This window comes from Mycobacterium sp. GA-0227b, assembly GCF_001499855.1.
Classification (GTDB): domain Bacteria; phylum Actinomycetota; class Actinomycetes; order Mycobacteriales; family Mycobacteriaceae; genus Mycobacterium.
On the sequence record NZ_LQIK01000002.1, the window covers coordinates 1 to 15,556 of the forward strand.

The 15,556-nt window shown below is 68.2% G+C and carries 18 protein-coding genes; 11 read left to right on the plus strand and 7 right to left on the minus strand.

What is annotated here, in order from left to right; genetic code table 11:
• Positions 1-11: 11 nt before the first annotated feature.
• The 5 genes from AU185_RS02655 to ribD are packed head-to-tail and all read left to right on the plus strand — an operon-like array spanning position 12 to position 4,582.
• A complete protein-coding gene (locus AU185_RS02655) occupies positions 12-548 on the plus strand; it encodes a LemA family protein (protein ID WP_059099963.1) in 537 nt (178 codons plus the stop codon).
• Positions 549-593: 45 nt separating this feature from the next.
• On the plus strand, positions 594-1,523 hold the full coding sequence (fmt, locus tag AU185_RS02660; protein ID WP_059099964.1) for a methionyl-tRNA formyltransferase: 930 nt from the start codon (positions 594-596) through the stop codon (positions 1,521-1,523).
• Positions 1,520-2,902, plus strand: coding sequence for an RsmB/NOP family class I SAM-dependent RNA methyltransferase (locus tag AU185_RS02665; protein WP_059099965.1), 1,383 nt, complete (start codon positions 1,520-1,522; stop codon positions 2,900-2,902). The genes fmt and AU185_RS02665 overlap by 4 nt, the downstream gene beginning before the upstream one ends.
• Before the next feature lie 4 nt (positions 2,903-2,906).
• Entirely contained in the window at positions 2,907-3,584 is a 678-nt protein-coding gene (rpe, locus tag AU185_RS02670; protein ID WP_059099966.1) for a ribulose-phosphate 3-epimerase, read from the plus strand.
• Positions 3,581-4,582, plus strand: coding sequence for a bifunctional diaminohydroxyphosphoribosylaminopyrimidine deaminase/5-amino-6-(5-phosphoribosylamino)uracil reductase RibD (ribD, locus tag AU185_RS02675; protein WP_059099967.1), 1,002 nt, complete (start codon positions 3,581-3,583; stop codon positions 4,580-4,582). The genes rpe and ribD overlap by 4 nt, the downstream gene beginning before the upstream one ends.
• Here ribD and AU185_RS02680 read toward each other — a convergent pair.
• Genes AU185_RS02680 through AU185_RS02690 form a run of 3 tightly spaced genes read right to left on the minus strand, consistent with a single transcriptional unit; the run spans position 4,563 to position 7,233 of the window.
• Entirely contained in the window at positions 4,563-5,579 is a 1,017-nt protein-coding gene (locus AU185_RS02680) for an ATP-binding cassette domain-containing protein (protein WP_059099968.1), read from the minus strand. The genes ribD and AU185_RS02680 overlap by 20 nt on opposite strands.
• A 3-nt stretch (positions 5,580-5,582) precedes the next feature.
• Complete coding sequence (locus tag AU185_RS02685; RefSeq protein WP_059099969.1) at positions 5,583-6,632, minus strand: ABC transporter permease; 1,050 nt, start codon at positions 6,630-6,632, stop codon at positions 5,583-5,585.
• A 46-nt stretch (positions 6,633-6,678) separates the two neighbouring features.
• Entirely contained in the window at positions 6,679-7,233 is a 555-nt protein-coding gene (locus AU185_RS02690; RefSeq protein WP_172800209.1) for a type 1 glutamine amidotransferase domain-containing protein, read from the minus strand.
• A gap of 169 nt (positions 7,234-7,402) precedes the next feature.
• Between AU185_RS02690 and AU185_RS25285 the strand changes: the two genes are divergently transcribed.
• On the plus strand, positions 7,403-7,558 hold the full coding sequence (locus tag AU185_RS25285; protein ID WP_172800208.1) for a hypothetical protein: 156 nt from the start codon (positions 7,403-7,405) through the stop codon (positions 7,556-7,558).
• Here the strand turns inward: AU185_RS25285 and AU185_RS02695 are convergent.
• Positions 7,555-9,204: an MFS transporter gene (locus AU185_RS02695; RefSeq protein WP_286142917.1), complete on the minus strand. Its 1,650-nt coding sequence runs from the start codon at positions 9,202-9,204 to the stop codon at positions 7,555-7,557. The genes AU185_RS25285 and AU185_RS02695 overlap by 4 nt on opposite strands.
• The gene (locus AU185_RS02700; protein ID WP_059099970.1) at positions 9,162-9,863 is read right to left on the minus strand and encodes an LppX_LprAFG lipoprotein; all 702 of its coding nucleotides are present in this window, start codon (positions 9,861-9,863) and stop codon (positions 9,162-9,164) included. Before AU185_RS02700 ends, AU185_RS02695 begins: the two co-directional genes overlap by 43 nt.
• 70 nt (positions 9,864-9,933) lie before the next feature.
• On the opposite strand from AU185_RS02700, the gene AU185_RS02705 reads away from it, so the two are divergent.
• The 5 genes from AU185_RS02705 (at position 9,934) to AU185_RS02725 (ending at position 13,218) form a co-directional block, all read left to right on the plus strand.
• A complete protein-coding gene (locus AU185_RS02705; RefSeq protein WP_059099971.1) occupies positions 9,934-10,542 on the plus strand; it encodes a riboflavin synthase in 609 nt (202 codons plus the stop codon).
• Positions 10,543-10,571: 29 nt separating this feature from the next.
• Positions 10,572-10,865 (plus strand): DUF732 domain-containing protein, encoded by a 294-nt coding sequence (locus AU185_RS02710; protein WP_059099972.1) that lies wholly within the window; start codon positions 10,572-10,574, stop codon positions 10,863-10,865.
• A 115-nt stretch (positions 10,866-10,980) separates the two neighbouring features.
• A complete protein-coding gene (locus AU185_RS02715; protein WP_059100169.1) occupies positions 10,981-12,300 on the plus strand; it encodes a bifunctional 3,4-dihydroxy-2-butanone-4-phosphate synthase/GTP cyclohydrolase II in 1,320 nt (439 codons plus the stop codon).
• Complete coding sequence (gene ribH / locus AU185_RS02720) at positions 12,297-12,776, plus strand: 6,7-dimethyl-8-ribityllumazine synthase (RefSeq protein WP_059099973.1); 480 nt, start codon at positions 12,297-12,299, stop codon at positions 12,774-12,776. Before AU185_RS02715 ends, ribH begins: the two co-directional genes overlap by 4 nt.
• Positions 12,769-13,218 carry a PH domain-containing protein gene (locus AU185_RS02725; RefSeq protein WP_059099974.1) on the plus strand — a complete coding sequence of 150 codons (450 nt, stop codon included), beginning with the start codon at positions 12,769-12,771 and terminating at the stop codon, positions 13,216-13,218. The genes ribH and AU185_RS02725 overlap by 8 nt, the downstream gene beginning before the upstream one ends.
• On the opposite strand, the gene AU185_RS02730 is transcribed toward AU185_RS02725, so the two are convergent.
• Positions 13,205-13,672 carry a GNAT family N-acetyltransferase gene (locus AU185_RS02730; protein WP_059099975.1) on the minus strand — a complete coding sequence of 156 codons (468 nt, stop codon included), beginning with the start codon at positions 13,670-13,672 and terminating at the stop codon, positions 13,205-13,207. The genes AU185_RS02725 and AU185_RS02730 overlap by 14 nt on opposite strands.
• Entirely contained in the window at positions 13,669-15,513 is a 1,845-nt protein-coding gene (locus tag AU185_RS02735) for a gamma-glutamyltransferase family protein (protein WP_502687751.1), read from the minus strand. Before AU185_RS02735 ends, AU185_RS02730 begins: the two co-directional genes overlap by 4 nt.
• Between the last annotated feature and the right edge of the window lie 43 nt (positions 15,514-15,556).

Genomic DNA, 15,556 nt, shown 5'->3' on the forward strand with positions numbered 1-15,556 from the left:
GGCGGCGGATCATGGTGACGTTGCTGTTGGTGTGTGCGCTGGTGTTGGCGGTACTGGCGTTCGTCGTGTTCGTAGTCGGCTACAACAAGCTGCGTGCCGCCGATGTGCGAGTTGCCGAGGCGCTCAGCGGTATCGACGTCGAACTCACGCGCCGCGCATCGCTGATCCCAAGCCTCGTGCACACCGTGCAGACCTTCGCCGCACACGAGAAGGGCATCCTCGACCACGTCACCAACGCCCGGGCGGCGTTGACCTCCGCGACGGCGGGTAAGTCGGTGGCCCAGCGCAGCGCCGCCGAGAAGGACCTCGACGCCGCGCTGGCCCCGCTGCTGGCTCTCGGACAGGACTATCCGCAACTGAACTCGTCGAACAACTTCCTCAACTTGCAGGAGAACCTCACCGACAGCGAGAACAAGCTCGCGTTCGCGCGCCAGTACTACAACGATTCCGTCGCCACGCTGAACCGCTTGATCACCACGATCCCGTGGATGTTCGTCGCACCGCTGACCGGTGTCGCGGAGCGGGAGTACTACCAGACGCCGCGCTGAACACGCATCGGTATCCGCGCCGAATGCCCTCTCTACACTGGCGCGGTGCGCATCGTCTTCGCCGGGACGCCCGAGCCCGCCGTGCCGTCGCTGCGTCGGCTCGTCGAATCGCCACGTCATGACGTCGTCGCGGTGCTGACCCGCCCAGACGCCGCCTCGGGCCGGCGCGGAAAACCGTCGCCGTCGCCGGTGGCCCGGTTCGCACTCGAGCACGACATCCCCGTGCTGCGGCCGCTCAAGCCCAACTCCGATGAGTTCGTCGCCGAACTGGCCGCGCTCGCCCCGGAGTGCTGCGCCGTCGTGGCCTACGGGGCCCTGCTGAAAGACACGTTGCTCACAGTGCCCGCCCACGGCTGGGTCAACCTGCACTTCTCGCTGTTGCCCGCCTGGCGCGGGGCAGCGCCGGTGCAGGCCGCGATCGCCGCCGGCGACACCGTGACCGGCGCGACGACGTTCCAGATCGAGCCGGCCCTCGACTCCGGGCCGGTCTACGGCGTGGTCACCGAAACCATCCGCCCCACCGACACCGCGGGTGAACTGCTTGAGCGGCTGTCGATTTCGGGTGCGGCGTTGCTGGAGACGACGCTCGACGGGATCGCCGACGGATCGCTCGCCGCGGTGCCACAGCCCTCGGACGGCGTGACGATCGCGCCGAAGATCACCGTCGACGAAGCCCGGGTGCGATGGGATCTGCCCGCACACGTCGTCGAGCGACGCATCCGCGCCGTCACACCGAACCCCGGTGCCTGGACGATGTTCGGCGACCTACGGTTCAAACTCGGTCCCGTCAGCGTCGACGACCAGTCAGTAAGCCTGCCGCCCGGCATAATTCGGGCCGATCGCACCGGCGTGCGCATCGGCACCGCGTCCGCCCCCGTGCTGCTCGGCACGGTTCAGCCACCCGGTAAGAAGCCGATGAACGCGGCCGACTGGGCCCGCGGCGCCCGCCTCGACGAAACGGCGCGAGCCGAATGACCCCGCCCCGCAAGCGGCCACGTCAGCGGCGCCAACCGCTCGACCCGGCGCGCCGCGCTGCATTCGACGTCCTGCGGGCGGTTTCGGAGAAGGACGCCTACGCCAACCTCGCACTGCCGGCCATCCTGCAGGATCGCGGGATCGGCGGCCGCGACGCCGCTTTCGCCACCGAACTCGCCTACGGGGCCTGCCGGACGAAAGGCCTGCTGGACGCCGTCATCGGCCGCGCCGCCGACCGTCCGCCGGACAGAATCGATCCTGTCCTGCTCGACCTGCTTCGACTCGGCACCTATCAGTTGCTGCGCACCCGGGTCGAGCAGCACGCCGCGGTGTCGACCACCGTGGAGCAAGCCGGAATCGAGTTCGATTCGGCGCGAGCCGGTTTCGTCAACGGCGTGCTGCGCACGATCGCGTCGCGGGACGAGCAGTCCTGGGTCGAGGAGCTGGCGCCCGACGCGACCACCGATCCGATCGGACATGCGGCGTTCGTCCACGCGCATCCACGCTGGATCGCCCAGGCCTTCACCGATGCGCTCGGCGCCGACGCCGGCGACCTCGACGCGCTGCTCGCCAGCGACAACGCCCGACCGGCGGTTCACCTCGCGGCCCGGCCCGGCGCGTTGACCGCCGCGGATCTGGCCGCCCAGGTGGGCGGCACGGTCGGCCGCTATTCGCCGTACGCCGTGTATCTGACCGGTGGCGACCCGGGCCGGCTTCAGGCCGTGCGTGACGGCACGGCGCTGGTGCAAGACGAGGGCAGCCAGCTCGTGGCCCGCGCGCTCACGCTGGCCGAACTCGACGGCGACGACGGCGGCCGCTGGCTCGACCTGTGCTCGGGCCCTGGCGGTAAGACCGCCTTGCTCGCCGCGCTGGCCGGCGACGGACGCGTCACCGCGGTCGAGCCCGCGCCCGCACGGGCCGACCTCGTCGAGCAGAACACCCGCGGCCTCCCGGTCGAGGTGCTGCGCGTCGACGGCCGTGACCCCGGTGTCGAACCCGGCTTCGACCGGGTGCTGGTGGACGCGCCCTGCACGGGACTGGGCGCGCTGCGGCGCAGACCGGAGGCCCGATGGCGGCGTCAGCCCGGCGACGTGCCGCCGCTGGCCAAACTGCAGCGCGAACTGCTGGCCTCGGCGATTCGCCTGACGCGCCCGGGTGGCGTGGTGCTGTATGCGACCTGTTCACCGCATCTGCCCGAGACCGTCGGTGTGGTCGCCGACGCGCTGCGCCGACACCCGGTGACCGCCCTGGACGCCCGGCCCTTGTTCTTCCCGGCGGGCGACGCCGCCGACAACCTCGGCGCCGGGCCGTATGTGCAGTTGTGGCCGCACCGGCACGGCACCGACGCCATGTTCGCGGCCGCGCTCAAAGTAGGGTAGGCGCATGCGAGGACCGCTTATTGCGCCGTCGATTCTGGCCGCCGACTTCGCCCGGCTCGCCGACGAGGCCGCGGCGGTGCCGGGTGCCGACTGGCTGCACGTCGACGTGATGGACAACCACTTCGTGCCGAACCTGACCATCGGTCAGCCGGTCGTCGAGGCGCTGCTGAAGGTGACCGACATTCCGATGGACTGCCATCTGATGATCGACAACCCCGATCGGTGGGCACCGCCGTACGCCGAAGCGGGCGCGTACAACGTGACCTTCCACGCCGAGGCCACCGACAACCCCGTCGGCGTCGCCCGCGACATCCGGGCGGCGGGCGCCAAGGCGGGACTCTCGGTCAAGCCCGGAACTCCGCTGGAGCCGTATCTGGAGATCTTGCCGGAGTTCGACACCCTGCTGATCATGTCGGTGGAGCCGGGCTTCGGCGGCCAGAAGTTCATCCCCGAGGTGCTGGTCAAGGTCGGCACGGCCCGGCGTCTCGTGGACGCAGGCGAGCTGACGATCGTCGTCGAGATCGACGGCGGCATCAACGCGGACACCATCGAGCAGGCCGCCGAGGCGGGAGTGGACTGCTTCGTCGCGGGGTCGGCCGTCTACAGCGCAGAGGACCCCGCGGCGGCGGTGGAATCGTTGCGCCGTCAAGCCGCCGCCGCGTCCAACCACCTGCGCCTATGAACCTCGAGGCCGCGATGCGGCTGGCGATCCAACAGGCCGACAAGGCCAAGGGCGCCACCTACCCCAATCCGCCTGTGGGAGCGGTCATTCTGGATCGCGACAACGAGGTGGCAGGGGTCGGCGCGACCGAACCGCCCGGCGGTCCGCACGCCGAGGTGCTCGCGCTGCGCCGGGCGGGTGAGCGCGCCGTCGGCGGCACCGCCGTCGTGACACTCGAGCCGTGCAATCACCACGGCCGGACCCCGCCGTGTGTCGACGCCCTTGTCGCAGCGGGTATTTCGACAGTTGTCTACGCGGTGGCCGATCCGAATCCGGTCGCCGCCGGGGGAGCGGCACGACTTGCCGACACGGGGCTGACAGTGGCCGCGGGTGTGCTCGCCGACGCCGTGGCGGGTGGTCCGTTACGCGAGTGGTTGCACAAGCAACGCACCGCTGCACCGCATGTGACGTGGAAGTTCGCGACAAGCGTCGACGGTCGCAGCGCGGCGGCGGACGGCAGCAGCCAGTGGATCACGAGCGAAGCCGCGCGCGCCGACGTACACCGCAGGCGTCGGGTGGCCGATGCGATCGTGGTGGGCACCGGCACGGTGTTCGTCGACGACCCGGTGCTCACCGCGCGGTTGCCGGACGGTACGCTGGCCGACCGTCAGCCATTGCGGGTCGTTGTGGGCGAACGTGAAATCTCCTCGGAAGCAAGGGTTCTCAACGACGATTCGCGCACGATGGTGATCCGCACCCACGACCCGCATGAGGTCATCAAGGCGCTTTCCGACCGCACCGACGTGCTGCTCGAGGGTGGCCCCACATTGGCGGGAGCCTTCTTGCGCGCGGGGGTCATCGACCGCATCCTGGCCTACGTGGCGCCAATCCTGTTGGGCGGCCCGATAACCGCCGTCGACGACGTCGGGGTGCTGAGCATCGCGCACGCCCAGCGGTGGCGGTTCGACGGGATCGAACCGATCGGTCCCGACGTGCTCCTCAGCCTCGTTCCGGGGTAGCTGCTTCCTCGGCGGCCAGCGGGCGGTGCTCGATGAGCTCGCGTACCCCGGCCGCCCCCAGCTGTTCTCGGAATGCCTGCACCGTGTATCCCACGACCGTCGCGTCGGTGCGCGCCTGCGCGGTCGCCGACCGCGGCAGGTGGAACAGTGGGCCGATCTCGCCGAAGTAGTCGCCCTTGGTCGCCAGCTTCAGCATCTCCTCGCTGCCGCCGGGAAGCGCACGCACGATCTCGATCTCACCCTCGGTCACGACGTAGATGAGGTCGCCCATCGTGCCCTGCTCGAAGAGCACCTGACCCGCCTCCAACTCGACGCTCTCTGGCGGGCGATCCACCGACGCGAAGTCGGGCACCATCTCGACAACGCGATCGGCCAACGGCAGGATCCGGCTGTCGTGTGTCGCGACGACCACCATCCGGGAGCCGGAGGCCAACTCGCGGATCAGCTTCAGCACCTCCTCGACCTGAATGAAATCCAGGTGCGCGGTGGGCTCGTCGGCCAGGATCAGCGGCGGGTCCAATGCGATCGCGCGGGCCACCGCCACCCGCTGTTGCTGCCCGCCGCTGAGATCGCCGGGCCGGTGGTTGAGCCGGTCCTCCAGACCAACCCTGCCCAGCAACTGTTCGGCGCGCTTGCGCGAGGCACGACGCGACATGCCCGAAGCGCGCAGCGGCACCATCACGTTCTCGACCGCGGTGAGGCTCGGCACGAGGTTGAACGCCTGAAAGACGAACCCCACAGTCTCGCGCCGGTATGTACCAAGGTCCTTGGCGCTCAACGATGTCACGTCGACGTCGCCGAACTTGATTGCGCCATCGGTGGGTTGCAGGATCCCGCCGAGGCAGGACAACAGCGTCGTCTTCCCGCATCCGCTCGGTCCCATCAGAATCACCAGCGAGCCCGCCGCGACATCGAGGTTCAGGCCGTCGATCGGCCGCACCTTGTGCCCGCCGCTGGAGTACTCGACCACGAGGTTCTGAATCGACAGATCACCCATGCGTCAGGGTCCTCCGAATGCCATCGCCGGATCAACGGACACCGCGCGGTGCAGTCCGGCCGCGCTGGCGATCAGGCCGATCACGACCGCGATCACCGGCAACGCGACGAACGCCTGCGTCGGGATGATGACCTGCATGGGAAACAGGGGCCCGAGCAACAGCGACAGCCCCGCCCCGACCAAAGCGGCCAGCAACGCCACGATCACCGCTTGTAGCGCCAGCCCGGCCATCACCGAACGCGTCGGTACGCCAATCGCTTTGAACACGGCAAAATCTCGTAGCCGTTCGAGCGCAGACAGGTAGATGACCGAACCCACGATCAACGCCGCGACGATCCACAGCAGGATCGCGACGATGGTGATCGAGTTGACCGCGACCTTCAGCGGCCGAAGCAGATCCTCGATCGCGCCCGCGCGGTCGACCGCGCGATAGCCGTCCGGCACCCGCTCGAGTGACCCGCGAACCCCGATGGACGCGACCAGCGGCTCACCGCCGTAGATCAGCCGCTGCGCTCCCTGTGTGGTGAGGAACACGTTGGGCAGGTTCGCCAGCGCGGTCGAGTTCTCAACGAGGCCGACGATACGCAACGTCCGGGAAGCGATCTCGACTTCATCGCCGACACCGCGGCCCAGCGTGGTCGACACCGCCACTTCGTCGGGATCCGTGGGCACGCGCCCTTCCGCCACGGCCGGCATGCCCGGACCGCGTTCCGGCGCACCGAAGATGTCGACATTGCGCGTCTCACCGTCCAGAGTCGCGGTGCCACCGGCATAGGCCAGGGGAGCGGCCGCGTCGACGCCGGGTGCCGCGGCGATGCGCCGCAATTCGGTGGGCGCGAACGGTGTCGCGCCCACGAAGGGACCCGATGCGCCGGCTTTGACGATGAACTGGTCGACCCCGAGCGAGTCGACCGTACGCTCGGCCTCGGTCTGGAAACCGTTGGCCAATCCGGTCAGAACGAGCGTCATCCCGAAGATGATCGCGGTGGACAGCACCGCGATCGCGAAACGCCGCCTTCTCCACTGCATGTCGCGAAGCGCGACGAGGAGCATGTTCGCGACGTTACCCAGGGGCGTCGGTCGGTGGGCCGGGTTTCGGCTACTTGGCGAAAGCGCTCACCAGCGTGTTGCAGAACGCAGGCAGATCATCCGGTTTGCGGCTGGACACCAAAGTGTTTGGCCCGCGCGAGCATTCGACCACTTCGTCGTCGACCCAGTTGGCTCCCGCGTTGACGAGGTCGGTCTTCACGCTCGGCCACGATGTCATGGTGCGTCCACGCACCACGTCCGCCTCGATCAGCGTCCAGGGTCCGTGGCAGATCACCGCCACCGGCTTGGCCGCATCGAAGAAACTTTTCGTGAACGCGACCGCGGCGGCGTTCATGCGGAGGTTGTCGGGGTTGGCGACGCCTCCCGGCAGCACCAGGCCCGCGTAGTCGGACGCCGACACCGAATCGGCGGATTTCTCGGCCTCGAACGTGTCGGCCGGGGTGAGATGATTGAACGCCTGAATCTTGCCGACCTCCGTCGACACCAGCTCCGGGGTGCCGCCGGCCTGTTCGACGGCCTCCCACGGTTCGGTCAACTCCACCTGCTCGACGCCTTCGGGTGCGACCAGGAACGCAATCTTCTTGCCAGTCAGTGAACTTGCCATCAGCTTTCTCCGTTGACGTGGGTGTGACCGCACGCATACCCGGCGCGGCAAGGAGCCAATCAGCACGTTTCGTCGGTACACTCGTACCAGAGTGGGCCGCAGCGCCCCTGCTGTAATCGCGCCTTCACCGACGATTTGCGCGCAGGTGAGCACGAACAAAGGACGACCCATGACTGCACTGCAGGACTGGCTCAGCATTCGCCCAATGGACCCCCGAAGCCTCGCGGCCTTGATCTGCGACACCTTGCGGGGTGATGCCGCCGAGGAGAAGGCCGCCCGGCCAGCCGAGCCCGCGCTGTTGCGCCCCGGCCTCGAGCGCTGCTAGAGGCCGCTGACCGAGTCTGCGTCGGCTTTCTCGCCTACGGCCGCCGGTTCGTCGGCATGCTCGTTCCTGCCGCTGATCAGCAGTCCGAGCAAGGCGCCGGCGACGCAGACCACCGCTGTTGCCAGAAAAATAACCCCATACTGCATGGTGTAGGCCTCCACGGTCGCCCGTGAAAGTCGCGCGGCTTGAGCGGCCATCAACCCGCCGGGGGTATCTGCCGTTGGGGCCGGTAGGGCGTCGAGGCGCTCCTCCAGGAACTGATTGAACTTGTACAAGCCCCATGCCGTCAGCGCGGCCAGGCCGATCAGCATGCCGATCATGCGTGCCACCACGACGGCGGCCGAGGCGATGCCGTGCTGAGCCGCCGGCACCACTCGTAGTGTCGCCGAGGTCAGCGGCCCGATCACCAGGCCCAGTCCGAAGCCCGCGATCGCAAGGTCGGTGTCGAGCACCGGTAGGGCGACAAAGCCGAGGTCGTGGTGGGTGGTCAGCACATCGACCCCCCAGTTCGAGATCAGCCAGTACCCGCCGGCGGCGATCATGAGGCCCGCGAAGGCGACGATGCGATCGCCGATCCGGGTGGCGATCCAGCCGCCGATGACCGCACCGATCGGCAGCGCGATCAGGAAGCGCAGCAGCAGAAGAACCGCTCCGTTCTGGTCCTCACCGAGCACGCCCTGTCCGAACAGTTCGACGTTGACGAGCGTCACCATCAGCGCGGCGCCCGCGCACAGCGACGCCCCCAGCGCGGCGAGGAATGGCCGGAAGTGGACGCCGGCCGGCTCGATCAGCCGGGTGCGGGCGAACCGCTCCCAAACGAAGAACAACACCAGGGCGAGCGCCGCGGCCAGGAGCACCGGCAGCCCGTAGCTCGGCAGGATCTTCTTGCCGTCGGGAGCGGGGTTGTACAGCCCGATCACCGTCAGGCCGAGCGCGACGGCGAGCAGTACTCCGCCGACCACGTCCACCCGTTCCGGGTCTTCGGACTTGAGGCGGGCGGGCAGGCTGAAATGAATCAGCACCATCGCCACGAGCGCGAGCGGCACATTGATCCAGAACACGTCTCGCCAGGTGTTCAGGAGTGCGACCACGCCGATGCCGTAGAGCGGGCCCAACACACTGCCCAATTCCTGCGCGGCGCCGATCCCGCCCAGTACCGACGCCCGATTACGGGTGGCCCACAGGTCTGCGGCCAGCGCCAGCGTGACCGGCAGCAACGCGCCGCTCGCGACGCCTTGAATCGTGCGGCCGACCACCATCGGAACCAGGTCGTTCGACATCGCGGTGACGACGGAACCGACCGCGAACCCTGCCAGGCTCAGCTGCAGGATGAACTTGCGGCCGAACCGGTCCGAGGCGCGGCCCAGCAGCGGCATGGCCGCGATGTAGCCCAGCAGATAACAGGTGATGATCGGAGTCACCCGTTGCAGCTGGTTCACCGGGATGCTGAGGTCGACGATGATGTCCCTGATGATGGCGACGACGACGTAAGTGTCCAGCGCGCCGAGCAGCACCGCGAGGCCGCCCGCACTGATCGCGATCCGGCGATTCGACCTCGTCGTTGGCGTCGTCTCGGCGTCAGCGGCTCCTACTGAAACCGACATCAGGCCGCCGGCGGCTTGGTGACGGTCACCGGCTTGCCCCACTCCGACAGCGTCATGGTGATGCTGGTGTCTGGGGCGGTCTGCAGCTTGACCTGGGCCAGCTTGTGGTCGCCGTCCTCAGCGATCCACGCGGTTCCGGGCACCGGACCGGTCGCGCCGATCTGCGGCGCGATCTTGTTGACCGCGTCGGCGCTGACGTTTCCGGTGATGCGGACGGTCTCGACACCGTTGATCGTTTCGCGGCCCTCGGCCTTCGCGTCGGAGAAGTTGGCGAGCACGTTGGCCACGCCCGTCTCGGGATTGAGGATGAGCGAGGCGTCGTAGATTTCGGCGGCCGGGCCGAAATTCGACAAGCCGGCGCCCGGAGTCAGCGAGGCGTAGAGGTCGCCGTCAACGACCTTGAACTCCACGCCTTCGAGGCGCTGGCCCATCATCAGGAGATTGACCTTGCCTTCGGCGGAGAAAACCGGAGCGTTGCTCAGGTCGCCTTCGAGCATCTCGATCGGCAGCTTTTCGGACGGGCCCTCCATCGTCAGCTTCATGTGCGCGCTGGTCTGGTTCTTTGTGGTTTGGCTGGATTGCTGCAGGAGCGTCGCGGCATCCGGAAGGTCTTTGGCGGATTCCTCCGACTTGGAGCACCCCGCGAGGAAGGCGACGGCGGCGGCCAGGGTTGCGACGATCAGCATGAGGCGCTTGGGCATGAGTGCATCGTAGAGGGTCCGGCGATGTGGAAGCGGTCGACGGGGCGTGGTGACTGGATAGTCTGGCGGCGTGTTCACCGGAATCGTCGAAGAGGTGGGCGAGGTCGTCGACAAGGAGGAGCTCGGCGATTTCGCCCGGCTCGCGATCCGCGGACCCCTCGTGACATCGGATGCCCGCCACGGCGACTCGATCGCGGTCAACGGCGTCTGCCTGACGGTCGTCGAGGTGCGGCCCGACGGCGTGTTCACCACCGACGTGATCGGTGAGACGTTGAACCGGTCCAGCCTCGGCCGCGTCGGAACAGGCAGCCGGGTCAACCTGGAGCGTGCGGCGGCGGTCAACAGCCGGCTCGGCGGCCACATCGTCCAGGGACACGTCGACGGAACCGGACACGTCGTCGCGCGCACACCGTCGGAACGTTGGGTGGTGGTGCGTATCGCGCTGCCGACCGCGCTGTCGCGCTATGTGGTGGAGAAGGGCTCCATCACCGTCGACGGGGTGTCCCTGACGGTGTCCGGCCTCGGGCATGACTGGTTCGAGGTGTCGTTGATCCCGACCACGCTCGACCTGACGACGCTCGGGCGCGCCGAGGTCGGCACCCACGTCAACCTCGAGGTGGATGTGATCGCGAAGTACGTCGAGCGGTTGCTGGCTCCGGAAAATCCGTTCACCGGTTGAGAGTGGGGTTGCGCCCGTAGGCTCTGGTCATGGTCACGACATATCGCGGTCTGATCGTTCCAGTGGCGGCCTTGTCGACGTTCGCGGTGATCAGCGCAGCGCCCGCGCAGGCGGACGAAGCAACCTATCTGAAAGAGTTGTTGCCCAGCTACACCCACCTCAGTCCTGCGCAATTGCTCGCTGAGGGTTACCGGGTGTGCCAAGCCGAGCGCAGCGGTACCAACTCCCCGGAAGCCGTCAAGATGGTCTACCGAGATCTCGGGGTGTCTCTGACCGCGGCAGGTGACATCGTCAGAGCTGCCGTAGTCCACCTCGGCTGCTGACCAGACGGCTTACTGCCCCTTTCGCGGGCCGCCGATGACCGCTGGCCGGGAGCCCGTCTTCCCAGGTCAGGGGAGCGGCAATAACTTCTGAACCGTGGTGGTTCATACTGATGTGGTGACGAGGCTGGACTCTGTTGAGCGAGCGGTTGCCGACATCGCCGCGGGTAAGGCCGTCGTCGTGATCGACGACGAGGACCGCGAGAACGAGGGTGACCTCATCTTCGCCGCCGAGAAGGCCACTCCTGAACTCGTCGCGTTCATGGTCCGCTACACCTCGGGTTATCTGTGTGTGCCGCTGGACGGCGCGATCTGCGACAAGCTGGGTCTGCTGCCGATGTACGCGGTCAACCAGGACAAGCACGGCACCGCGTACACCGTCACCGTCGACGCGAAGAACGGTGTGGGAACGGGAATTTCGGCCTCGGACCGGGCGACGACGATGCGGCTGCTGGCTGACCCCGCCAGTCTCGCCGAGGACTTCACCAAGCCGGGACACGTCGTGCCGCTGCGCGCGAAGGACGGCGGGGTGTTGCGTCGCCCCGGCCACACCGAGGCGGCCGTCGACCTGGCCCGCCTCGCCGGACTACAACCCGCCGGTGCGATCTGCGAAATCGTCAGCCAGAAGGACGAGGGCGCGATGGCGCAGACCGACGAGCTGCGCATCTTCGCCGACGAGCACGATCTCGCGCTGATCTCGATCGCCGATCTGATCGAGTGGCGGCGCAAGCACGAAAAGCACATCGAGCGCATCGCCGAGGCGCGCATCCCCACCCGCCACGGCGAGTTCCGCGCCGTCGGCTACACCAGCATCTACGACGACGTCGAGCACGTCGCCCTGGTAAGGGGCGATATTGCCGGGCCGACCAGCGACGGTCACGACGTGCTGGTGCGGGTGCACTCCGAATGCCTCACCGGCGACGTGTTCGGGTCCCAGCGCTGCGACTGCGGCCCGCAACTCGACGCCGCGATGGCGATGGTCGCCCGCGAGGGCCGCGGCGTCGTGCTGTACATGCGCGGGCACGAAGGTCGCGGTATCGGGCTCATGCACAAGCTGCAGGCGTACCAATTGCAGGACGCCGGCGACGACACCGTCGACGCCAACCTCAAGCTCGGCCTGCCCGCCGATGCCCGCGACTACGGCATCGGCGCACAGATCCTCGTCGATCTCGGGGTGCGTTCGATGCGGCTGCTCACCAACAACCCCGCCAAGCGGGTCGGCCTGGACGGCTACGGCCTGCACATCATCGAACGCGTGCCGCTTCCGGTGCGGGCCAACAAGGAGAACATCCGCTACCTGATGACCAAGCGCGACCGGATGGGTCACGACCTGAGTGGCCTCGACGACTACCACGAAGCGACCACCATGGCCGACTACGACGAAGGCGTCTACCTGCTTGGTGACCGGCGCCCGACCGATCTCGGTGGAGCCCTGTGAGTGGTACTGGTGTACCCGATCTTCCCAACATCGACGGATCGGGGCTGAAGCTGGCCATCGTGGCCAGCACATGGCACGAGACCATCTGTGACGCGCTGCTCGGCGGCGCCCGCAAAGTCGCCTCGGGCGCCGGCATCGACGACCCCACCGTGGTGCGGGTGCTGGGCGCCATCGAAATCCCGGTCGTAGCACAGGCATTGGCGGCCACACACGATGCCGTGGTGGCGTTGGGTGTGGTGATCCGCGGCGAGACACCGCATTTCGACTACGTCTGCGATGCGGTCACCCAGGGCCTGACCCGGGTGTCGCTGGACGCGTCGACACCAGTCGCCAACGGTGTGCTGACGACCAACAGCGAGCAGCAGGCCCTGGACCGTGCCGGGCTGCCCTCCTCGTCCGAAGACAAGGGAGCCCAGGCGGCCGCTGCGGCGCTGACCACGGCGCTGACCCTGCGAGGCCTTCGCGCCCATGAATGACTGGGACGTCGAGATACGCCCCCGCCTGGCAGTGTATTTCGCTTACGCCGCCGCGGCGCTGATCCTCGCCGCACACGTCACCGTCGGTGCACTGTTGAAGATCGGCTCCACCGGGGTGATCTTCCGGACCGCCGACCAGGTGGCGATCGCACTGCTGGGCGTCGTCATCGCCGGTGTGGTGCTGCTGTTCGCCCGGCCCCGGCTGCGCGTAGGAGCGCCGGGGGTAGCGGTGCGGAATCTGCTCGGCGACAAAGTGGTTCCATGGTCGGACGTCGTCGACATCTCGTTCCCTCGAGGCGCGCGGTGGGCCCGCGTCGATCTGCCCGACGACGAATACATTCCGGTCATGGCGATTCAGGCCGTCGACAAGGACCGCGCCGTCGACGCGATGGACCGCGTCCGCGCCCTGCACGACCGCTACAAGGACGTCAACTCACGCTGAGTGACATCGCGAGTTCCTCGCGCTTGGAAGCTGTTTGATCATCGGCGACGGTGAAGCCGAGGCTCTCGTAAACCCCGCGTGCCGCGGCATTGTCGGTGGCCACGCGCAACCTGACCGTGTGGACGTGGCTGGCGCGTGCCCAGTCCACGGCGGTCGCGACCAGACGTCGGGCCAGGCCGCGGCCGCGGGCTGCCGGATCGAGCCACAGCGAGTAGAGATACACCGTCTCGGGGTTCTCCCGTTGCGCTGCGATCAGGCCGACCGGCCGGTCGCCGACCACCGCGGCGAACTGCGCATGCTCGCGCAACCGGCGCCGCCACTGCGCGGCGGTGAAAGCCGCTTCGTCCCGGTAACTCGGATCGTTTTCACCCAGCGCGTCGGCCAGCGCCCGTAGCCGCATGCCGGCGAACACCCGCCAATCGGACTCGTCGAGTTGGGCGACGCACACCGTCATCGGGAGTCACCCATGACCAACCCTTCCCGGCGAGGGTCCGCGCCGCCGATGAGGCCGGTGCCGTCCCGGGCGATGGCCGACAGGCCGCTCGACTGGTCGGCCAGGTCGACCTCATGGCCGAGTTCACGCAGTCCCTGCACCAGGGGGTCGTGGTCCCCGTTATCGGAGGTGTCGATGGCCGGATGCTCGCCGCCGACGTTGGTGGTCGGTGTGTTCGCCGCACCGAAGTCGACCATCGACACCGCCTGCTGCGGATCGAGACCCCAGTCGAGCAGGCCCACAATGGTTTTCGTCACGAACTGGATGATCACCGAACCGCCGGGCGAACCGAGGACCGCGTACAGTCGACCGCGCTCTCCCGGCCGGTCCGGCGCATGGTCGAAGATCAGCGTCGGGGCCATCGTGCTGCGTGGTCTCTTGCCGGGCTGGACCCGGTTGGCGATGGGTGTTGCGTCGGGGCCGGTGGGGTCGGCCGAGAAGTCGGTCAGCTGGTTGTTGAGGATGAACCCGTCGACCATGTGAAAGGAGCCGAAGGCCGATTCCACCGTGGTGGTCAGCGACGCGGCGTTGCCCTGCTTGTCGACGATGCTGAGATGGCTGGTGCCGTGTTCCGGAGTCGGCGGCGCCGGGGCCGTCGGTGGGCCGAACTCGCCGGGCTTCGCGGTGCCCATGCTGTGCTGCTCGGAGATCAAGGCGGCGCGACCGGCGAGATAGTCGCTGCCGAGCAGTGTTTCGGGTGAGTTGCCCGGCAACGGAACGAAATCGGTGTCGGCGACGTACTTGTCGCGATCGGCGTAGGCCAGTCGTTCCGCCTCGGCGACCAGGTGTACGCCCATGACCGAGGGTCGGCCGCCGTTGAGATCGATGTCGGTCGGCTTGTGATCGGCCATCGGGAAGTGTTCGAGAATCCCGAGCGTGGCGACAACGGCGATGCCGCCGGACGACGGCGGCGGCATCCCGCAGATCTCGCGTCCGCGGTACGGGGTGCACAACGGCTGCCGCTTCTTGACGGTGTACCCGGCCAGGTCCTCGACCGTCATCGCGCTGGGCGTCCGACCACCGGAGGTGTCGGCCGCCGCCGCCACGATGTCCCGGGCGAGGGTGCCGGTGTAAAACGCCTGCGGGTCAACGGCGATGGCGCCCAACGTCTTCGAATAGGCCGGGTTCGTCAGCCGGGTGCCCGCAGCCTTCGGGGTGCCGTCGGGGTTGAGGAAATACTCGGCGGCCTGCGGATCGACCTGCAGCCGTGGCGCCGCGTCGGCGATGGCCGCGGCCAATCGTGGGCTGATGTCGAAGCCGTCGTCGGCCAGCGCGACCGCGGGACCGAACAGGTCGCGCCAGGCCGTTCTGCCGTGTTCGGCGTGGACCTCGGCGAGCATTCGGACGATGCCCGGCACGCCGATGGAGCGGCCGGAGGCCCGGGCGTCGGGTTTCGGTTCGGTGCGGTCGGCGTCGGAGATCCAGCGCAGGTAGTTCTCCGTGGCAGCGGCCGGCGCGGTCTCGCGGCCGTCGTAGGCCTGCACAGCCCCCGAGGCGGCATCGAGGTACAGCAGGAAACCACCGCCGCCGATGCCCGAGGACTGCGGCTCCACCAGACCAAGGACGGCCTGCGCGGTGACCAGCGCGTCCGCTGCGGTGCCGCCGTCGCGTAGCACCTCGCATGCGGCCTGGGTGGCCAGTGGGTTCGCGGTGACGACCGAATACGTTGCCGTGCGTACCGGCGTCATGTCGGTGCGGTAACCGGTGGCCCCCTCCGGCGTGCCGTTCGTGACGATCTCGCACGGTCCCGCGGCGGGTTCCCTGGCGTCCTCCGCGGCGCACCCGGCCAGCACCATGCTCATCCCCGTCAGCGGCGCCATCACCTTCATCAGTGAGGAGATCCGC